Annotated in this window: 18 protein-coding genes; 4 read left to right on the top strand and 14 right to left on the bottom strand. The window is 60.5% G+C overall.

The genetic code is table 11. The features are described 5' to 3' along the window. Positions 1–14 precede the first annotated feature (14 nt). From QD409_RS14690 to QD409_RS14655, 8 genes are all read right to left on the bottom strand, one after another. Positions 15–188 (bottom strand): DUF1328 domain-containing protein, encoded by a 174-nt coding sequence (locus QD409_RS14690; RefSeq protein WP_430762975.1) that lies wholly within the window; start codon positions 186–188, stop codon positions 15–17. Between the two features lie 199 nt (positions 189–387). Then, on the bottom strand, positions 388–1815 hold the full coding sequence (locus QD409_RS14685; protein WP_430762974.1) for a gamma-aminobutyraldehyde dehydrogenase: 1428 nt from the start codon (positions 1813–1815) through the stop codon (positions 388–390). A 13-nt stretch (positions 1816–1828) separates the two neighbouring features. Continuing rightward, positions 1829–2644: an ABC transporter permease gene (locus tag QD409_RS14680; RefSeq protein WP_092850428.1), complete on the bottom strand. Its 816-nt coding sequence runs from the start codon at positions 2642–2644 to the stop codon at positions 1829–1831. Further along, positions 2634–3608: an ABC transporter permease gene (locus QD409_RS14675; protein ID WP_092850425.1), complete on the bottom strand. Its 975-nt coding sequence runs from the start codon at positions 3606–3608 to the stop codon at positions 2634–2636. Before QD409_RS14675 ends, QD409_RS14680 begins: the two co-directional genes overlap by 11 nt. Further along, positions 3605–4591 (bottom strand): ABC transporter ATP-binding protein, encoded by a 987-nt coding sequence (locus tag QD409_RS14670; RefSeq protein ID WP_092850422.1) that lies wholly within the window; start codon positions 4589–4591, stop codon positions 3605–3607. The genes QD409_RS14675 and QD409_RS14670 overlap by 4 nt, the downstream gene beginning before the upstream one ends. A 145-nt stretch (positions 4592–4736) precedes the next feature. Then, positions 4737–5897, bottom strand: a complete 1161-nt coding sequence (locus QD409_RS14665; protein ID WP_430762973.1) for an ABC transporter substrate-binding protein — start codon at positions 5895–5897, stop codon at positions 4737–4739. 105 nt (positions 5898–6002) lie between these two features. Beyond that, positions 6003–6659: a 3'-5' exonuclease gene (locus QD409_RS14660; protein ID WP_430762972.1), complete on the bottom strand. Its 657-nt coding sequence runs from the start codon at positions 6657–6659 to the stop codon at positions 6003–6005. A 68-nt stretch (positions 6660–6727) separates the two neighbouring features. Continuing rightward, positions 6728–7636, bottom strand: a complete 909-nt coding sequence (locus QD409_RS14655; RefSeq protein ID WP_092850412.1) for a LysR substrate-binding domain-containing protein — start codon at positions 7634–7636, stop codon at positions 6728–6730. A gap of 195 nt (positions 7637–7831) precedes the next feature. On the opposite strand from QD409_RS14655, the gene QD409_RS14650 reads away from it, so the two are divergent. Next, positions 7832–8671: a hypothetical protein gene (locus QD409_RS14650; RefSeq protein ID WP_430762971.1), complete on the top strand. Its 840-nt coding sequence runs from the start codon at positions 7832–7834 to the stop codon at positions 8669–8671. A 41-nt stretch (positions 8672–8712) separates the two neighbouring features. Here the strand turns inward: QD409_RS14650 and QD409_RS14645 are convergent, their stop codons facing one another. Genes QD409_RS14645 through gltX form a run of 3 tightly spaced genes read right to left on the bottom strand, consistent with a single transcriptional unit; the run spans position 8713 to position 12002 of the window. Continuing rightward, positions 8713–8997, bottom strand: coding sequence for a hypothetical protein (locus QD409_RS14645; RefSeq protein ID WP_092850406.1), 285 nt, complete (start codon positions 8995–8997; stop codon positions 8713–8715). Between the two features lie 35 nt (positions 8998–9032). Next, a complete protein-coding gene (lysS, locus tag QD409_RS14640; RefSeq protein WP_430762970.1) occupies positions 9033–10529 on the bottom strand; it encodes a lysine--tRNA ligase in 1497 nt (498 codons plus the stop codon). Between the two features lie 15 nt (positions 10530–10544). After that, the gene (gltX, locus tag QD409_RS14635) at positions 10545–12002 is read right to left on the bottom strand and encodes a glutamate--tRNA ligase (RefSeq protein ID WP_092850390.1); all 1458 of its coding nucleotides are present in this window, start codon (positions 12000–12002) and stop codon (positions 10545–10547) included. A gap of 361 nt (positions 12003–12363) precedes the next feature. Here gltX and QD409_RS14630 point away from each other — a divergent pair, with 361 nt between their 5' ends. Beyond that, positions 12364–12774 (top strand): hypothetical protein, encoded by a 411-nt coding sequence (locus QD409_RS14630; RefSeq protein ID WP_092850387.1) that lies wholly within the window; start codon positions 12364–12366, stop codon positions 12772–12774. A 47-nt stretch (positions 12775–12821) separates the two neighbouring features. On the opposite strand, the gene QD409_RS14625 is transcribed toward QD409_RS14630, so the two are convergent. From QD409_RS14625 to QD409_RS14615, 3 genes are all read right to left on the bottom strand, one after another. Beyond that, complete coding sequence (locus QD409_RS14625) at positions 12822–13565, bottom strand: TerC family protein (protein WP_092850384.1); 744 nt, start codon at positions 13563–13565, stop codon at positions 12822–12824. Between the two features lie 139 nt (positions 13566–13704). After that, positions 13705–14544 carry an AraC family transcriptional regulator gene (locus QD409_RS14620; protein WP_430762969.1) on the bottom strand — a complete coding sequence of 280 codons (840 nt, stop codon included), beginning with the start codon at positions 14542–14544 and terminating at the stop codon, positions 13705–13707. Positions 14545–14650: 106 nt separating this feature from the next. Next, on the bottom strand, positions 14651–15337 hold the full coding sequence (locus tag QD409_RS14615) for a TetR/AcrR family transcriptional regulator (protein ID WP_092850379.1): 687 nt from the start codon (positions 15335–15337) through the stop codon (positions 14651–14653). 163 nt (positions 15338–15500) lie between these two features. On the opposite strand from QD409_RS14615, the gene QD409_RS14610 reads away from it, so the two are divergent. Further along, positions 15501–16721: an HlyD family secretion protein gene (locus QD409_RS14610; RefSeq protein ID WP_430762968.1), complete on the top strand. Its 1221-nt coding sequence runs from the start codon at positions 15501–15503 to the stop codon at positions 16719–16721. 26 nt (positions 16722–16747) lie between these two features. Beyond that, a complete protein-coding gene (locus QD409_RS14605) occupies positions 16748–18349 on the top strand; it encodes a DHA2 family efflux MFS transporter permease subunit (RefSeq protein WP_430762967.1) in 1602 nt (533 codons plus the stop codon). The last annotated feature ends 57 nt before the right edge of the window (positions 18350–18406 follow it).

Here is an 18406-nt window from a genome sequence, read left to right as displayed (position 1 = left end):
GATGGTCAATGTCGTCAGACGACGGCGTTGCTGGCCATGACAGCCAGGATCAGGAACACCAGGAAGATGATCATGAAGATGGTGAAGAGAACGCGCGCAACGGTTGCGATTGCCGCCGACACACCGGAAAAGCCGAAAAAGCCGCTGATCAGCGAAATCACAAAGAAAATGAGAGCCCATTTCAGCATTAGCAATCTCCTCTGCGTTGTACTTCTTAATGACGCAGAAGGAGGGTGAATTGTTCCGAAGCCGTTTTGATTGTGGAATTTGGGTTTGGCTGATTTCGAAGTTTGCGGAGAGTACGGCACCCCCTCTGTCACTTTCGGGACAGAGGGGGTACAGAGATGCGGCAACCTCGAGAAAGCCGGCCGAACCGAGAGCCACACCTCACCCATGATTGATCATGACATGCCGGACGGCTGTGTAATCTTCGATAGCGTAGACTGACATATCCTTGCCGTAGCCCGATTGTTTCAGGCCGCCATGCGGCATTTCGTTGACCAGCATAAAGTGGGTGTTGATCCAGGTGCAGCCATATTGCAGCCGGGCGGCGGTCTGCATGCCGCGGCTGATATCCTTCGTCCAGACCGAGGAGGCGAGGCCGTAATCGCTGTCATTGGCCCAGGCGACGGCGTCGTCGGGGTTGGTGAAGTGCGTGACCGAGACGACGGGGCCGAAGACTTCGCGGCGGACGATCTCGTCGTCCTGCGTGGCGCCGGCAACCACAGTCGGTGCATAGAAGAAGCCGCGTTCGCCGGAGATCTTGCCGCCAGTGGTGATTTCCATGTGCTTGTGTTCGGCGGCGCGGGTGACGAAGCTTTCGACGCGGTCGCGCTGGCGCTTGGAGATCAGCGGGCCGATCTCGTTCTCGGTGTCGTCGGCGAGGTTGAACTTGATGCTTGACACGGCGGAGGTCAGGTCGGCGACGAAATTGTCGTAGACCTTGGCGTCGGCATAGATGCGGCAGGCCGCGGTGCAGTCCTGACCGGCATTGTAGTAGCCGAAGGTCCGGATGCCGGCGACGACGGCATCGATGTCGGCATCGTCGAAGATGATGACCGGGGCCTTGCCGCCGAGTTCGAGATGCGTGCGCTTGACCGTCTTGGCGGCGGCCTGCAGCACTTTTTTACCGGTGGCGACATCGCCTGTGATGGAGACCATGCCGATCTTGGGGTGGTTGATCAAAGCGTTGCCGACACTCTCGCCACGGCCGAGGATGACGTTGACGACGCCTTCCGGCAGAATATTCGCCAGCAGCTTCGCCATCTTCAGCGCCGTTAGCGGCGTCTGCTCGGAGGGCTTGAAGACGACGGTGTTGCCGCCGGCAATGGCCGGCGCCAGCTTCCAGGCCATCATCATCAGCGGATAGTTCCAGGGCGCGATCGAGCCGACGATGCCGATCGGGTCGCGGCGGATCATCGAGGTGTGACCGGGCAGATATTCGCCGGCGACCGGGCCATGCAGGTTGCGCACCGCGCCGGCAAAGAAGCGGTAGCAGTCGACGATCGCCGGGATTTCGTCATTAAGGACGGCGTTGATCGGCTTGCCGCAGTTCAGCGCTTCGAGCGTTGCGAAGCCTTCGGCATCCCTCTCGATGGCGTCGGCGATCTTGAGCAGGTAGGCCGAGCGCTGGCTCGGCGTCGTCTGCGACCAGCTCGTGAAAGCCTTTTCGGCAGCGTCGACGGCAGCGTCGATCTGGCCGAGCGAGGCCTCCGGCAGATCGAGCACGGTCTCGCCCGTCTTCGGGTTGAGGACGCGTTCCTCCGTTTCCGTGCCGGCTTCGAAGCGGGAGCCGATCAGCATCTGGGTATCCATATTTATCTCCCTTTCATTTGCCGCCGCCGGCGATCTGGTCGCCGTCGCGGGTAAGATAGTAGGCTGCCAGGATCGGCAGGAAGGTGACAAGCACGACGACCATGGCGACGACGTTGGTGACGGGTCGCTGGCGTGGGCGAATGAGTTCCTCCAGCATCCAGATCGGCAGCGTCATTTGCTGGCCGCCGGTGAAGGTGGTGACGATGACTTCGTCGAAGGATAGTGCGAAGGCAAGCATGCCTCCGGCAAGCAGCGCCGTACCGATATTCGGCAGGACCACATGGCGGAAGGTCTGGAAGCCGTCGGCGCCAAGATCCATGGATGCCTCGATCAGCGAGCCGGAGGTGCGGCGGAAACGGGCGACGGCATTGTTATAGACAACGACGACGCAGAAGGTGGCATGGCCGAGAACGATCGTCCAGACCGAGAACGGGATATCGAACAGGCTGAAGGCCGAGCGAAGCGCAATGCCGGTGATGATGCCGGGAAGTGCGATCGGCAGGATGACCAGCAGCGAGATCGCCTCGCGGCCGAAGAACTTTGTCTGGCTGACGGCGGCGGCGCAGAGCGTGCCGAGCAGCAGGGCGATCGCGGTTGCAATGGTCGCCACCTGGACGGAGAGCGCAAGCGACGACCATATGTCCGGCCGGTTCCAGGCAATGCCGAACCATTGCAGCGTGAAGCCCGGCGGCGGCCACTGGTAGCTCTTCTCTTCGGTCGTGAAGGCATAGACGAAGATCAGCAGGATCGGCAGGTGGAGGAAGAGCAGGCCGCCTGCGGCTGCGGTCTTCAGCGGAAATGAGGCGCGTTGGCCGCGATCAGAGCGCATCGAAAGCTCCCTGTTTCCTAGCGATCCAGAGATAGATGGCCATGATGACGATGGGTACGACCGAGAAGGCGGCGGCCAGCGGCACGTTGCCGGCAGTGCCCTGCTGCGCATAGACAGCCTGGCCGATGAAGAGGCGCGAGGAGCCGACGATCTGCGGGATGATGTAATCGCCCAATGTCAGCGAGAAGGTGAAGATGGAGCCGGCGACCACGCCCGGCAAAGCGAGTGGCAGCAGCACCGTGCGGAAGGTCTGGTTCGGCGTTGCGCCGAGATCGGACGAGGCTTCGAGCAGGTTGGCCGGTACGCGTTCGAGAGCGGCCTGCGTCGGCAGGATCATATAGGGCAGCCAGATATAGACGAAGACGAGGAAGGTGCCGATGTAGCTGACCGACAGGGAGTTGCCGCCGATGACGGGCAAAGCGAGCACGCCGTCGAGCAGCCAACCGAGATGTAGCTTGGTGAAGATCCAGGTTAGGATGCCTTCCTTGGCAAGGATGAGCTTCCAGGCATAGACCTTCACCAGATAGCTCGACCAGAGCGGCAGCATGATGCCGAGATAAAACAGCGCCTTCCACTTTCCCTGCGCATAGCGGGCCGCATAATAGGCGATGGGGAAGGCGACGAAGGAGGATGCTAGCGTGACGAGGGCGGCCATGACCACCGTGCGCACGATGATGTCGAAATTGGCTGTGTTCAAAAGCTGCGCATAGGTCGAGAGGGTGAATTCGTAGTTCACCATTCCCGAGAAGTCGTCGATCGAGAAGAAGCTCTGCAGCAGCAGCGCGATCAGCGAGCCAATATAAATGATGCCGAGCCAGAGCAGCGGCGGCGTCAGCATCAGGAACAGCAGCAGCTTCGGACGGCGCCAGAAGAGGTCCGAGAGGCGGCCGAAGACGCCGCCGCGGCTCGGCAGGATCGACGCCGGCGCGTGCTGCGCCGAGGTGGGGAAAGCGGCGGCGTTCATGCGGCGTCATCCATGTAATGCACATCCGCCGGCAGCCATGCGAGGCGGACGGCAGCGCCGGTGTCGGGCGCCGACTGGCCTGCCGGCACGGTGACATGCAGGCGGGCGCCGTTCGCCTCCACCGAGAGGCGGGTAGCAGCACCGAGAAAGCTTGTCGCTTTCACGGTCGCTGCCACGCCGCTCTCCTCAGTCAACCGTATCGCTTCCGGCCGCAGGCTTGCCCAGCGTCGTTCGCCGCCGAGCGACGACATGGTTTCCGGGGCGATGACATTGGAGGAGCCCACGAAATCCGCGACGAAGCGGGTTTTCGGCTGTTGGTAGATCTCATGCGGCGTTCCCTGCTGCACGATGCGGCCGTCGTTGAAGACGGCGACGCGATCGGCCATGGACAGCGCCTCACCCTGATCGTGAGTGACGAAGACGAAGGTGATACCGAGCGCCCGTTGCAGGCTCTTCAGTTCTTCTTGCATCTGTTCGCGCAGTTTCAGGTCGAGAGCGCCGAGCGGTTCGTCGAGAAGCAGCACCTTCGGCTTGTTGACCAGCGCCCGGGCGAGCGCCACGCGCTGGCGCTGACCGCCGGAGAGCTGGCCGGGGCGGCGAGCGCCATAACCCGACAGCTTCACCAGCTCTAGCGCCTGTTCGGCGGCACGCAGCCTTTCGCTTTTGCCGACACCCTTGACCATCAGCCCGTAGGCGACGTTGTCGAGAATATTGAGATGCGGAAACAGGGCATAGTCCTGGAACACCGTGTTGACGTTGCGCCGGTAGGGCGGCACGCCTTCGGCGGTTTCGCCGAAGATTTCGATATGGCCGCCTGTGGGTTGCTCGAAGCCGGCAATCAGCCTGAGGCACGTGGTCTTGCCGGAGCCGGAGGGGCCGAGCATGGCGAAGAATTCGCCGGGTGCGATTTCGAGATCGACGCGGTCCACAGCGCGGACCTGGCCGAAATGGCGCGACACCTGCTGGAAACGAACGGCGTTCATTGGTTTCTCCAAGATATGCAGAATGTTTGAAACGATGCCAGCCGGACCGGATCAAGATCTGGTGTGCTGCAGGAGCCGGTGCTTCAAAGTGCCGGCGGGATCGCCGCTCCGTTTTTTCGGAGCGACGAAGGCCCATGTCGGCTCGTTATCTGCCGCCGATCACGCCGATATAGTCGGAGACCCAGCGATGATAGGGCACGCATTCGCTCTGGCTGGTGCACTTGGCGACGGGGGTCTTCCAGAACTTGATCTTGTCGAAGTGGTCGTAGCCGTTGGTGGCGCAACCGCTGTCGGTCAGGAGCTCGTCGCCCTTGCAGGCTGCCGGAACGGAGGGTACGGCACCGAACCAGGCGGCCGCATCACCCTGAACTTTTGCCTGGAGCGAATGCTCCATCCACATATAGGCGCAGTTCGGATGTTCGCTGTCGGCATGCAGCATGGTGGTGTCGGCCCAGCCTGTCGTTCCCTCATCCGGGAAGGTGGAGGCGATCTTCTGCTTGTCAGCCTGCAGCAGGTTCACCTGGAACGGCCAGGAGCCGGAGGCGACGACGCCTTCGTTCTTGAAGTCGTCGGTCTGGATCATCGCGTCATGCCAATAGCGGCTGACGATCTTGCGCTGGCCGCGCAGCAGTTCGAGGGCGGCCTTGTACTGGTCTTCGTTAAGCTCGTAGGGGTCCTTGATGCCCAGCTCGGGCTTGTGGACCATGAGGTAGAGGGCGGCATCGGCAATATAGATCGGGCCGTCATACGCCTGGACGCGACCCTTGTTGGACTTACCATCAGGCAGCGTCGTTTCTTCGAAGACGATATTCCAGCTCTTCGGCGCCTGACCCTTGAAGGCGTCGGTGTTATACATCAGCACATTCGGCCCCCAGAGATAGGGGACGCCGTAATGGACGCCGTTGACCGTGTGCCAGGGGGCATTCTTCAGGCGTTCGTCGAGGCTCTTCCAGCTCGGGATCAGGTCGGTGTTGATCGGCTGGACGCGCTTGCCGGCAACGAGGCGCAGCGAGGCGTCACCGGAAGCGGTGACGAGATCGAAGCCGCCTTCGTTCATCAGCGCGACCATTTCGTCCGATGTCGCGGCGGTCTTGACGCTGACCTTGCAGCCGGTTTCCTTCTCGAAACCTGTGACCCAATCGTAATTCTTGTCGCTTTCGCCGCGCTCGATATAGCCAGCCCATGCGACGATGCTGACGGCACCTTCGCCCTTGCCGAGCGTCTTCAGCGGCTCGGCGGCAATGACCTGCGTGGCGAAACTTAAGCATGCAAGCGCAGCCGTGCATGACTTCAGCAGATGCTTCATCGGACTCTCCCGGTTTTTGAGCCTTGATATTGTGGAGCCAGTGTCTGGCTTCTTGTTCCCGGAAGAAAAGGTGATCCGATTTTGCCGCATTCGCAAATTCATTTATCAGAAAGGCGATATCGGAAATTCCGATTCCTGATCTCTGATGCGTGCGAGGTCGAAGGTTTCGGGCTGTAGATTTCCTGCCTTCATGAGGTGTTGCAGCGTGTAGGAAACGGAAAGCGCGTCGTCGAGCGCATCATGGCCCTGAAGCGGTGGATGCTGCACGCCATAGTAGTCGGCAAGTTTGTTGCTCGGCGTCTTTGCCAGATCTTCGACAGGCATTCCCGCTGCCAGCAGAAGCTTGACGGCATTGTCGAAGCGATGCGCCGGAATGGAGGGCTGAATTCCGGCGACATAGCAGCTGATCGCCATCATGTTCAGCTCGTCCTTGCCCCAGGACCAGAAGCGAGCGCCGTCCGAGAAGCGGTCCAGACCGGCGAGAGCGTCCTGCAACAAGACGCCTTCGGACCTGATGTTGTCCTCGGTAATGCCGGTGAGGGCGGTGAAGAACGGGTCGAGCGCATATTGAGCACCAAACCTGTCGATGGGGCGAACATGGGCCTTATAGCTACCCAGAATAGGGAAATCGCCTTCGAGGCCAAGTTTGACGGCGCCGACCTCAGCGATGACCGGATCGGGATCGTGAGCCGCGCACCAGAACCGGCGTTGCGACCCTTCAAGGCAAAGGAACTCACAGTCAAATATGATGGCGGTTTTCATATCTCGCCCTCGCTGCTCGAACGATCTTCGATTGTATTCCATGCATTGGCGCCGGAAGATCGCCCCTGTTACCGTTGTCGTCCCGTGCGCATGCTTTCGGCGACGCCGACGAAGTCGCGGGCGGCCTGTGGCAGGCTGGATCCCTTGCGCCAGACCATGCCGACCTGCACGACCGGCAGCGAGCCGGAAACGTCGCGGCTCTCGATGCGATCGCCTTCCAGCGACCAGGGGCGATAGACGAGATCCGGCAGCAGCGCGACGCCGGCGCCGGTCGCCACAAGGCTGCGCACCGCCTCGACCGAGCGCGTGCGGAAGGCGACATGGGGGCGGGCGCCGAGTGCGCTCAGCAGCTTGCCGGTATTCTCCTCGATCTCGTCGATGGTCAGCATGATCAGCGGTTCGCGGCTGATGTCGGCGACGCTGATGATGTCGGCCGAGACGAGGGGATGGCCCATCGGCAGCCAGAGGCGATAGGGCGAGGTCTCGAGGATCTCGGCCTGCAGTGCCATGCGGTCGCGAAGGTTGGAAATGACCATGACGGCGACATCGAGTTCGCCGCCAACCAGAAGATGTTCGAGATAACCGCCATTATCCTCGATGGCGCTGACTTCGACGCCGGGGCAGGCGCGGCGATAGCGGGCCAGAAGATCCGACAGGACATAGCCGGCGACGAGCGACGTCACGCCGATATTCAGCGTACCGCCGGCCTCGTTCCGCTTGCCGGAAAAGCTGGTTCGCGCGTCGGAAACGGTCGCGAGAATCTTTGTCGCATGGCGCAGGAACTGGTGACCGTTATGGGTGATGGAGAGCCCGCGCGGATGGCGTTCGAACAGCTCGACGCCGAGGTCGCCTTCCAATTCTTTCAGGGCTTCGGTGACCGAGGATTGCGAGATCGACAGATTCTGGGCCGCGCGGGTCACCGAACCCTGCTCTGCGACGGCAACGAAATACTGCAACTGTCTCAAGGTGAAGGCCATTAAAGGGTTAGAGCATGTCCGCGGCACGGAAAGCAAGCTCTCGTCAAAGCTGTGAAAGTTTGGACCTTTTTTGGTAAAGATACCGCGAGGGACGCAAGTTTTGCCTCCGTTTTAAGTATTCCGAAACGCCAAATCCCTAACGTGAGGGGTGATCATCTTTATCGCCTTGGAGTGGTCTATGCTGGAGCAGTTGGCGTGAGCGCCTTACTGCACATTTTCCGGATGCCCCGGAAGTTTGTCGTCCTGATCGGCGGAGCGGCCTTTCTCATAGGCTGCTCCGGCGTTTTGGCGATTTATGTCGGCAAGGACAAGCTTCTCGGTCTTACCTCTGCCTCCCACAACGGGCTGCAGTGCACGGACATCAATCTCGTTACCATTCGCAAGGACAATCGCTTCTGGGTGCGCAAATATATCCGCACCCAACCGACCGATGGCATGACGCGCGTGACGACTGCGCTGCGTGTCGCCAAGGCCGTTTATCAGGAACAGAAGCCGGACCTCGTCCAGGTTGTGGTTCTCGACGAGAAAGGGCCGACGCTGCGCTCCGACATACGGGGCCGGGCGCTGGGGGCGGATGTCGTCTATGTTCCGCATCCCGAGAAGCTTGCCGACGGCAGCAGCGAGGTCCCGCTTACCGCGCGCTATTATGATGGTGACGCAAGCACGGCTGGTCTGTTTTATGGCGAGCAGATCACCATGATGCCGCACGACATCGATACTGCCCTTGCCGGGTTGAAGGACCTGAGCGATTGCGACAATGCGCTTGCGGCAGACAATAGACCCGGCGATGCCAAGAAAGACAAGCTAAAGGCAGCAATCGCCGCGGAAGAAAAAGCGGCTGCCAAGCAGGCAGAGAAACAAGATAGCAAGCCTGCTCCGCCCGAGCCGAAATCGACCGGCAACGTGCGGTCGGACTATGACGAGAATGGCGAGTTTATCGGTGCCGACGCGACCAGCGACGAAAAGGGGCCGTCACAGGGACTGGATCCGACCTTGACGGGTGCTGCCGACCGGCGGTCGCCCGTCACGAACTGATCGGAAGTGTCTTTGCGCCGGCCAGCGCAAAGACAAGTTCCTCAATCTGCCAAATGTTTCTCGCCGATAGCCTGGTAGAGCGCGAAGAGCGCCTCGTGAACTTCGCCGGCAAGACGGTAGAAATCGGGATCTGCCAGGATAGCGGGGTGCTGCAGCAGATGATCGTCGGTCATGTCGAGCATGATCGACGTCGTGTGCATCGCCTCGTGGCAACCAAAAGTTCCCGGCTTGTATTGCGACAAATCGACATCACCGATCTCTGCAAGATCGGCCTGTCGCTGCAGTTCGCTGTCGGCATCTGCCGCCGATGTCTCTTTCTCGGTCATGGTTCGCACCTTTGATCTGGGAAGGCGGGATTGCCTCAATCGGCCTTGGCGCGCCGCGCCGGGAAGAGGATGATATCGCGGATCGACGGCGAGTTGGTGAGCAGCATGATGAGACGGTCCACGCCGATGCCCAGGCCGCCTGCCGGAGGCATGCCCTGATCGATGGCATCGAGGAATTCCTCGTCCAGCTGCTTTTCCTTCTCGCCGCGCGCATGTGCCTGCTGGAGCTGCTCGACCATGCGGGCGCGCTGCTCTTCCGGATCGTTGAGCTCCGAGAAGGCGTTGCCGAGTTCCCAGGCGTTGCAATAGGTCTCAAAACGCTCGACGAGGCGCGGTTCGCCCGGCACTTCCTTGGCGAAGGGCGAGATGTCCTTCGGGAAATGCGTGACGTGCGCCGGCTGGATCAGCGTGCCCTCGACCTTCTCTTCGAAGATGAAGGCGAGGCATTCGCCCCAGGTGGCGTCCTTCTCGACGGCAAAGCCGGCGGCCTTGGAGGCAGCACGGGCTTCTTCGTCAGTCTTGATCGCCAGGAAGTCGATACCGGTCGCTTCCTTGACGGCATCAGGCATCGGCACGCGGCGGAACGGGCCCTTGAATGAGATCTGCTTGTCGCCGAAGGCGAATTCGGTGCTGCCGTGGATCGACATGGCGAGCGTCGAGAACAGCCGCTCGACGAGGTCCATGATGTCCTCGTAGTCGGCATAGGCCCAGTAGCACTCCATCATCGTGAATTCAGGATTGTGCCGGGTGGAGACGCCTTCGTTGCGGAAGTTGCGGTTGATCTCGAAGACCTTGTCGGTGAGGCCCGAGACCAGCGTGCGCTTCAGGAACAGTTCCGGCGCGATGCGCAGGTACATGTCGAGTTTCAGCGTGTTGTGATGCGTCTTGAACGGCTCGGCGGTGGCGCCGCCATAAACCGAATGCAGCATCGGCGTCTCGACTTCCATGAAGCCGTCATTCTCCATGAAGCGGCGGATGCCGGAGACGATGCGGCTGCGCTGCTGGAAGCGAAGCTTCGATTCCTCGTTGGTCATGATGTCGAGGTGGCGCTTGCGGTAGCGCAGCTCGATATCGGACAGGCCGTGCCACTTCTCGGGCATCGGCAGCAACGACTTGGTCAGCATGGTGATCTGCTGCGCGTTGATCGTCAGCTCGCCGCGCTTGGTGCGGCGCACGACGCCGGTGACGCCGATGATATCGCCGATATCGATCATCGGCAGCAGGCTGCGGGCCTCTTCGCCGGTCGCGTCCTTGTGGCTGAAGATCTGGATCTTGGCCGAGGCGTCATGGATGTCCATGAACATGCCCGAGTTGCGCGAAGAATAGACGCGGCCGGCGACGGTCACGACATCGGCGGTTTCCGTATCCGGCTCCAGGCCTTCGTATTTCGCAGCCAGTTCGGCATTGGTCATCGTCCGGTGAAAATGCGCCGGATAGACGTCGCCGATCTGTTCGCGCAGTAGCTTCAGCTTCTGCGCGCGAACTTCCGTTGCGTCGGAGGAGAGGGTGGCGGTTTCGGTCTTGTCGTTCATGGTTTTACGTCCGGTTCAATTCTTCGGGCCGACGAGGGTCGCAACGGTCTGGGCGGCAAGTTTCAGCCGCTGGCGCACGACGGAACGGCCGAGGATGGCCATGCTATCGAAAAGCGGCAGGGAGCGCGAGGAGCCCGAGACGGCAACGAAGAGCGGCGCGACGATGACCTTCAGCTTCTTGCCCATGCGGTCAGCGATGGCGCGCAGCTCGGCTTCGATCGTCTCGACATTCCATTCGAGGATCTTCTCGAGGTCGGGCTGTACCGTGTTCAGGATTTCCAGCAATTCTTCCGGCGTCGACTTGATCCTGGCGAAAGCAGCTGGATCGAGGTTGAGATCGGACTTGAACAGGAAACCGGCGAGATCGGGCAGCTCGCCGAGCTTGGTGATGCGCGACTGCGAGAGCTTGAGGCCTTCCTTCAAGCGGTCGTTCTCCATCGCCCAGGTCAGGACGCGGTGCTGGAATTCCTCTTCCGAGAGCTTCTCGCGAATCCAGCGGCCGTTCAGCCAGTCGAGCTTCTGGATATCGAAGATCGCGCCGGCCTTGGAGAGGTTTTCTGGGTCGAATTTTCCGGCGAGCTCGTCCATGGACAACAGCTCTTCGCCTTCGGCGATCTGGATGAAGAACAGGCCGAGGAAGTTCATGAGCGCCTCGGGGATGTAGCCGAGGGCCGTATAATAGGAGATCGACGTCGGGTTCTTGCGCTTCGACAGCTTCGACTTGTCGGCATTGCGCATCAGCGACAGGTGCATGAAAACAGGCGCTTCCCAGCCGAGATACTGATAGATCAGGATGTGCTTGGGCACGGAAGCAAGCCATTCTTCGCCGCGCGCGACATGGGTGATTTTCATCAGATGGTCATCGACGACGTTGGCCATATGATAGGTCGGCATGCCGTCGGCCTTGAGCAGAACCTGCATGTCGACGGCATCCCACGGGATTTCGACATCACCGTAAACGCCGTCATGGAATTTGCAGGAGCCTTCGGTCGGTATCTTCATGCGCACGACATGCGGCTCGCCGGCTGCAACCCGCGTGGTGACTTCCTCGGCCGAAAGGTTCAAACAGTGGCCGTCATACTTTGGCGGCAGGCCGGCGGCGCGCTGCGCCTCGCGCATCTTTTCCAGGCGCTCCGGCGTGCAGAAGCAGCGGAAGCCGTGGCCAGCCGTCACGATCTCTTCGACGTAGGGCTTGTAGAGTTCCTTGCGGTCGCTCTGGCGGTAAGGGCCATAAGGGCCGCCGACATCGGGGCCTTCGGACCATTTGAGGCCGCACCATTTCAGCGCGTCCAGCACCTTGGTCTCGAATTCCGGGGTGGAGCGGGTTGCGTCGGTGTCCTCGATGCGCAGGATGAACTCACCGCCGTGTTTCTTGGCGAAGAGATAGTTGAACAGCGCGATGTAAGCGGTACCGACATGCGGCTCGCCGGTGGGGGAGGGTGCGATGCGGACGCGAACGCCTGAAGTGGTCATCTTGTTTGCCCGTCATAAAGGGCCAGGCAGCGCTCGGGACGAGCGCCGTCCAGCCGAAGATGTGTATCTGGATCAGGAAACCGGCCGGAAAAGGGCGTCTTGCCGCTTCTATTCCGCGTTTTCCGTATGGCTGGCTTAGGCCATATTCAAGGGTTGGCGTCAAGGGAAACTGCGCTCCGAGATGGACAGGAAAGCGCCACCGGGCTTGCTGCGGCGCGTTTCGGACTTACTTGCCAATGCGCGCGGCCTCTTTACCCTTCGTAAGGCTATCTGCATGAAAGCAAACAGTTCGGCGAATTTTATTTGCAATTTGTGCGGCAGTGGCGGAATGAAGTCTTCAATCAGTCACCGCGAGGAAGCAATGAAGAAATTGATTTTGAGCCTTTTGTTGACAGCCGCCATGTTCGATGTAGCTGCGGCTCAATCGACCATTACACGCGACGGCTCGGCGAAGCTGATCGAATCCTACCGCGCTTATATCGGCAGCGACGACCTCTACAATTCCAAGGGCGAGCGACTGACGGCGCCCTGGCAGATCATACGACAGGACCGCGCGAACTATCATGCCTATCGCCGCCGCGACCGTGGTGACCAGGGGGACAGCTTCTTTTCGCTGCCGTCAAACCGGGCGAAGCTCGAAGAGATGCTGGCAAACGGCAACATCGCCGATGACGCCGGGAACCTCATCGTTCGCGGCAATGTCTGGGTCAAGGTCGATATTTACGGACGCGGCGATGTCGGCGAATATGTCGACATCCACGTTCAGGACTGATCGGGCAAGATTAAAGCCGCACCGGTTTCGGGGTGCGGCTTTCTCGCTCAATGGCCGCCGGATGCCTTTTTCCGGCGGTTTCTGGCCAGCATGTTGAGCACCTCGACGAGGGCGGAGAAGGCCATGGCGGCGTAGATATAGCCCTTGGGCACATGCACGCCCATGCCTTCGGCGATCAGCGTCGTGCCGATCATCAGCAGGAAGGCCAGCGCCAGCATGACGATGCTCGGGTTCTTCTCGATGAAGTTGGCGAGCGGGTTGGCGGCCACCAGCATGACGGTGACTGCAGCGATCACGGCGATGAACATGATCGGCAGATGCGGCGTCATGCCGACGGCGGTGATGATGCTGTCGATCGAGAAGACCAGATCGAGCAGCAGGATCTGGCCGATGGCTGCGGCAAAGGTCGAGGTCGTCGACTTGGCGATGAAATCCTCGCCTTGTTCCTGCGGATCGACGTTGTGATGGATCTCCTTCGTCGCCTTCCACATAAGGAAGAGGCCGCCGCCGATGAGGATCATGTCCTTCCAGGAAAAGCCCTGGCCGAGGATCTCGAAGACGGGGGTCGTCAGCTGGACGATCCAGGCGACGGTGCCGAGCAGGGCGAGGCGCATGACAAGGGCAAGGCCGATGCCGATCTTGCGGGCTCTGTCCCGGTGTTCGGCGGGCAGCTTGTTGGTCAGGATTGAGATGAAGATGAGGTTGTCGATGCCAAGCACCACCTCCATGACCACGAGCGTGACGAGCGCGACCCACGCGCTCGGATCCTGCATCAGCACCACAATATTCATGGATGATTTCCCCGCTGTCAGCTTTCTATCGGCTTTGCCGATGCTGACCCCCAGCCCCGGCCTTTAAGAATGGCCGTAATGTAAGGAGTGCCGTCTCCGGTACAAGCACCGCCGCCATTTTCGTGGCGGCGGGCACTGTTTAGGCTTTCAGCGGGATCCAGATTTCAGTCACGCCCATGCCGGTGTGCGGATCGAACCGATCATCGTAGCGTTCTATCATGTCCGGTACACTGGCATGCTGATGACCTGATTGCGGAAGCCACTCGCCGAAGATCTGGTGCACTGTCGCCGAGATGCCGGATATATGGCCGCGATGGGTGAAGATCGCATAGCGCTGCGGCGGCAGTTTCGTGGTGACGAAGCCTTCGGGCAGGTCGTCTGTGCCGGAGATTTCGGCGGCCGACATGTAACGAAAGCTTTCGCTGCCTTCTTCCGCCTGGGTGCAGACGCCGTAGGCGACATTGCCCTTCTGGCCTGGAATATGGCCGAAATGCTGGTTGAATTTCTGCCAGAGCGAGGGGATCGCCTGCGTGGCCTCATGGGCATAGGTTTCCGCAAGCCCGGCAAGCAGCATTGCCGGATGGCTTTCGAAGCGCGGGGCGTCGAGTTTGGGAAGGCGGGTGTCGTCCATTCTGATCGGCTCCTGTAGAGCGAGGTTGCGAACGTGCCCCTGTTTACGCAGGCTTTCCGGCGTCATGCCGAACTGCTCGCGAAAGGCACGGGTGAAAGCCTCGTGCGAGCCATAGCCGGCATCGAGGGCAACCTGGAGAATGGTGGAGGAACTGTCGATCAGTGCGAGGGCCGCGCCGCTCAGGCGACGGCTCCTGATATAGCCGCTGATCGAATGGCCTGTCGTCATTCCGAAGACGCGCGACAAATGATAGCGCGACAGACCAGCCGTCTCGGCGATCTCGTCCAGCGAGATATCGGACGTGAAATGGCTTTCGATGAACCATATCGCTCTTCCGATCGCGCTCATACTAAACTCCCCTGGTTGCCGGACCAGTCATAGGCGCGCAATCGCGGCGATGCTTGATCGCCATTGCGGAGTTGGGGGCCTCCGCTCGCCGGCAATCGCAGAAGCGTCAATCCCGACCCCGGCGATCGGTGCCGTAAGCCGCGAGGAAGACGCGCACGGCGCCGCGCACGACATAATCGATTTCGTCTGCCGAAGGAGGAGCGTCCATGTCACCGAACAGCCGCAACTTRAAATAACCGCCACTGGCCATCTCAAGGAATTGGCGCGCAGCCAGGTCGAAGTCCTGTATCTCCACGCTGCCAGCCTCGGCCTTGCGCTCCAGAAAGCCGCGCAAGACGGTGCGCAGATTGTCTGGGCCGGTGAAGAAGCGTTGACAGAGCGTTGGCATGCGTTCGCGCACGCCAACGACCGTCCGCATGGCGCTGATGGTCTTATCGGATGTCACGTGCGTTGCAAAAACCTTGCCGAATTCGAGAAGGCTGGTCGAAATATCGGCGTCATCGACAAGAGCGGCACGCACGATTTCGACGAAATGCGCACGTTCGCTATTTACGATGGCGGCGAACAGATCTTCCTTGTTGGCGAAATAGACATATAGAGTGCCCTTGGAAACGCCGGCTTCACGGGTGACGTCGTTCATACTCGCTGCATCGAAGCCCATCTTCATAAAGACGCGCTTGGCGCCCTCGAGAATTTGATGACGTTTGGCCGGATCTTCGCCGGCAGCCCAGCGTCCGCCGGAGCCTGGGACAGGTGCGTTCAACACAGCGGCATTTTGCGATTCGTGTTTCATCGTCTCCTTCACTCGATCATTTTTTCTGAATCTTAATCAGATTCGCCAAATAAATCGAACCACGCGGTTCGATATCTCTTGATATGGAGTGAAAAAGGCTCTATGTCAATTGAACTGAACCGTTCGGTTCGATTATTTTACCCAGATTTTCGGTGGTAGGGCAATGTCGTCAAGTCATGGAAACAATGTAGCGCGCATCGTGAATGAGCCCGCTGATGCCGAAGCGGAAGCTCGGGGAGCAGGCGTATCCGCCGATGCTCCTGTCGCCGAAACGCGCGGCAACCCGACCCCCGCCCAGGCTGCGCCCGCATCTCCGGCCCCCGCGGCCCCACCGCTGCCGGAAAAGAAGCGGCGCAGCCTGGCTTTCCCGATCATCATCGCCGCTGCTCTCGCAGCAGGCGGCTGGTATGGTTATGAATGGTGGACGAACGGCCGCTTCATGGTATCCACCGACGATGCCTATATCGGCGGTGACATCGCAACGATCTCGCCGAAGGTCACGGGCTATGTCGCCAAGGTGAGCGTCGTGGCCAACCAGAAGGTCAAAGCCGGCGACGTGCTCGCCACGCTCGATGACGGTGACTACAAGCTGGCGCTGGAGCAGGCACAGGCTTCGTACGACACCGAACAGCTTTCACTCCATACTATCGATGCACAGATCGCCGCCGGCCAGGCCGCTCTTGCCCAGTCGCAGGCCCAGAAGGTTGCCCTGGACGCCACGGTTCGTGGTGCCCAGATCACCCAGACGCGCGCTGCTGAACTGCAAGCCAAGTCGGTCGGCACCACGGCCGCCTTGGATAGCGCCAACATCGCGCTCGACCAAGCCAAGGCCAACCTGGTCGGCGGTGATGCCGCGATTGCTTCGGCACAAGCCAACATCAACCTGCTGCAGGCGCAGCGTCGTCAGGCCGAAAGCACGATCAAGGGCCTCGCGGCCGCTCGTGACAAGGCTGCCCGCGACCTGTCCTTCACCGTGCTCAAGGCACCTTATGACGGCATCGTCGGCAACCGCTCGGTCCAGGAAGGCGACCTCTTGTCTCCTGGACAGAAGCTGATGGCGATCGTGCCGACCCGGCAGCTCTATATCGATGCGAACTTCAAGGAAACGCAGATCCAGCACCTGGTTCCCGGTTCCAAGGTCAATGTTCATGTCGATGCCTATAGCGATCATCCGATCGTCGGCACCGTCGAATCGATCTCGCCGGCTTCGGGCTCGGTCTTCTCGCTGCTGCCGCCGGAAAACGCGACAGGTAACTTCACCAAGATCATCCAGCGCGTGCCTGTCCGCATCGCATTGCCGCAGGATGCGCTCAATACCGGCCGTCTGCGCGCAGGCCTCAGCGTCGTCGTCGACGTCGATACCCGCACGGCACCGGACAAGTAAGCGATCAAGCTCGGGAGAGACGCACGATGTCGTCCGCCAGCACTACAGCCGGATCCCCCCCACGTGCGGCCGGGCCCGCCGCGCCGGCGGCGGATCATATCGACACGAAAAAGCTCATCGCCTTCCTGGCGATGGTGCTCGGCATGTTCATGTCGATCCTCGACATTCAGATCGTTTCGGCATCGCTCAGCGAAATCCAGGCTGGCCTCAGCGCCGGCTCGGATGAAATCGGCTGGGTTCAGACGGCCTATCTGATCGCCGAAGTCATCATGATCCCGCTTTCGGGAACGCTGGCACGCATCATTTCCACGCGCTACCTGTTCGCGATTTCGGCCGCCGGCTTCACTGCAGCGAGCGCGCTCGCCGCGACCGCCACCAACATCGATCAGATGATCATCTACCGCGCCCTGCAGGGCTTCATCGGCGGCGGCATGATCCCCTCGGTCTTTGCGGCGGCATTCACGATCTTCCCCCCGTCCAAGCGCAACGTCGTCTCGCCGATCATCGGCCTGATCGCCACGCTTGCGCCGACCATCGGCCCGACCGTGGGTGGGTATCTTTCCAACGCCTTCTCCTGGCACTGGCTGTTCCTGGTCAACATCCCGCCGGGCATCGTCGTTGCCATCGTCACCTGGAATTTCATCGACTTCGACAAGCCAGAATTGTCGCTGATGAAGAAGTTCGACTGGTGGGGCCTGTTCTCGATGGGCGTTTTCCTCGGCGCGCTGGAATATGTGCTTGAGGAGGGCAACACCAACGACTGGTTCAACGACAACTATATCGTTGTCGGCGCTATTGCTTCCGCCATCGCCGCGGTCATCTTCTTCTACCGGGCGTTTACGGTCGAATTCCCCGTCGTGGATCTCAGAGCCTTCACCAACAAGAACTTCGCCTTCGGGTCGATGTTCTCCTTTGTCATGGGCATAGGCCTTTACGGCCTGACTTATATCTATCCGCTCTTTCTCGCGCGCATTCGTGGCTACGATTCGCTGCAGATCGGCGAGACGATGTTCGTGTCCGGCTTGGCTATGTTCTTTACGGCGCCGCTTGCCGGCTTCCTGGCGAGCAGGGTGGATCTGCGCATCCTGATGATCATCGGTTTCACCAGCTTCTCGGCCGGTACCTACATCATGATGCATCTGACGGTGGATTGGGATTTCTGGGAGCTGCTGATCCCGCAGATATTGCGCGGCTTCGGCCTGATGCTCTGCATGGTGCCGATCAACAACATCGCGCTCGGAACCATGCCGCCCGCCCGCATGCGCGGCGCGTCCGGCCTGTTCAACCTGACGCGTAACCTCGGTGGCGCCGTCGGTCTCGCGATCATCAATACACTGCTGACGAACCGGCAGGATCAGCACTATTTCAATCTGCGCGACCATATTCATTGGGGCAGCCATGCGGCCGTTACCCAACTGAACAATATGGCCGCGAACTTCAACGCCTCCGGACTGGATGGCCAACAGGTCGCCTTGAAGCGGATGGTCGGCATGGCGACGCGGCAGGCGGTCGTCATGTCCTTCGGGGATATTTTCCTGATGCTGACCGTGCTGTTCCTGGCGATGATCCTCGGCGTTCTCATGCTCAGCAAGCCTGGCGTGCCGGGCGGCGGAGGTGGAGGCCACTGATCCAGCGTTTAGAGCGCTTCCGCTTTTCTTTGAAATGCGAAATTTCTCTATCCTCTT

The organism is Rhizobium sp. BR 315 (assembly GCF_050577975.1).
Taxonomy (GTDB): Bacteria; Pseudomonadota; Alphaproteobacteria; order Rhizobiales; family Rhizobiaceae; genus Rhizobium; species Rhizobium miluonense.
Note: the sequence above shows the minus strand (reverse complement) of the source record. Positions and strands in the feature narration are given on the sequence as shown.

What these genes read in the sequence shown, in the direction of transcription:
- QD409_RS14605 (WP_430762967.1), top strand. Translation starts at nt 16,748, where the DNA reads ATGTCGTCCGCCAGCACTACAGCCGGATCCCCCCCACGTGCGGCCGGG.
- QD409_RS14690 (WP_430762975.1), bottom strand. Translation starts at nt 188, where the DNA reads ATGCTGAAATGGGCTCTCATTTTCTTTGTGATTTCGCTGATCAGCGGC.
- QD409_RS14675 (WP_092850425.1), bottom strand. Translation starts at nt 3,608, where the DNA reads ATGAACGCCGCCGCTTTCCCCACCTCGGCGCAGCACGCGCCGGCGTCG.
- QD409_RS14625 (WP_092850384.1), bottom strand. Translation starts at nt 13,565, where the DNA reads ATGAATATTGTGGTGCTGATGCAGGATCCGAGCGCGTGGGTCGCGCTC.
- QD409_RS14685 (WP_430762974.1), bottom strand. Translation starts at nt 1,815, where the DNA reads ATGGATACCCAGATGCTGATCGGCTCCCGCTTCGAAGCCGGCACGGAA.
- QD409_RS14680 (WP_092850428.1), bottom strand. Translation starts at nt 2,644, where the DNA reads ATGCGCTCTGATCGCGGCCAACGCGCCTCATTTCCGCTGAAGACCGCA.
- QD409_RS14610 (WP_430762968.1), top strand. Translation starts at nt 15,501, where the DNA reads ATGTCGTCAAGTCATGGAAACAATGTAGCGCGCATCGTGAATGAGCCC.
- gltX (WP_092850390.1), bottom strand. Translation starts at nt 12,002, where the DNA reads ATGACCACTTCAGGCGTTCGCGTCCGCATCGCACCCTCCCCCACCGGC.
- QD409_RS14630 (WP_092850387.1), top strand. Translation starts at nt 12,364, where the DNA reads ATGAAGAAATTGATTTTGAGCCTTTTGTTGACAGCCGCCATGTTCGAT.
- QD409_RS14620 (WP_430762969.1), bottom strand. Translation starts at nt 14,544, where the DNA reads ATGAGCGCGATCGGAAGAGCGATATGGTTCATCGAAAGCCATTTCACG.
- QD409_RS14660 (WP_430762972.1), bottom strand. Translation starts at nt 6,659, where the DNA reads ATGAAAACCGCCATCATATTTGACTGTGAGTTCCTTTGCCTTGAAGGG.
- QD409_RS14645 (WP_092850406.1), bottom strand. Translation starts at nt 8,997, where the DNA reads ATGACCGAGAAAGAGACATCGGCGGCAGATGCCGACAGCGAACTGCAG.
- lysS (WP_430762970.1), bottom strand. Translation starts at nt 10,529, where the DNA reads ATGAACGACAAGACCGAAACCGCCACCCTCTCCTCCGACGCAACGGAA.
- QD409_RS14670 (WP_092850422.1), bottom strand. Translation starts at nt 4,591, where the DNA reads ATGAACGCCGTTCGTTTCCAGCAGGTGTCGCGCCATTTCGGCCAGGTC.
- QD409_RS14665 (WP_430762973.1), bottom strand. Translation starts at nt 5,897, where the DNA reads ATGAAGCATCTGCTGAAGTCATGCACGGCTGCGCTTGCATGCTTAAGT.
- QD409_RS14655 (WP_092850412.1), bottom strand. Translation starts at nt 7,636, where the DNA reads ATGGCCTTCACCTTGAGACAGTTGCAGTATTTCGTTGCCGTCGCAGAG.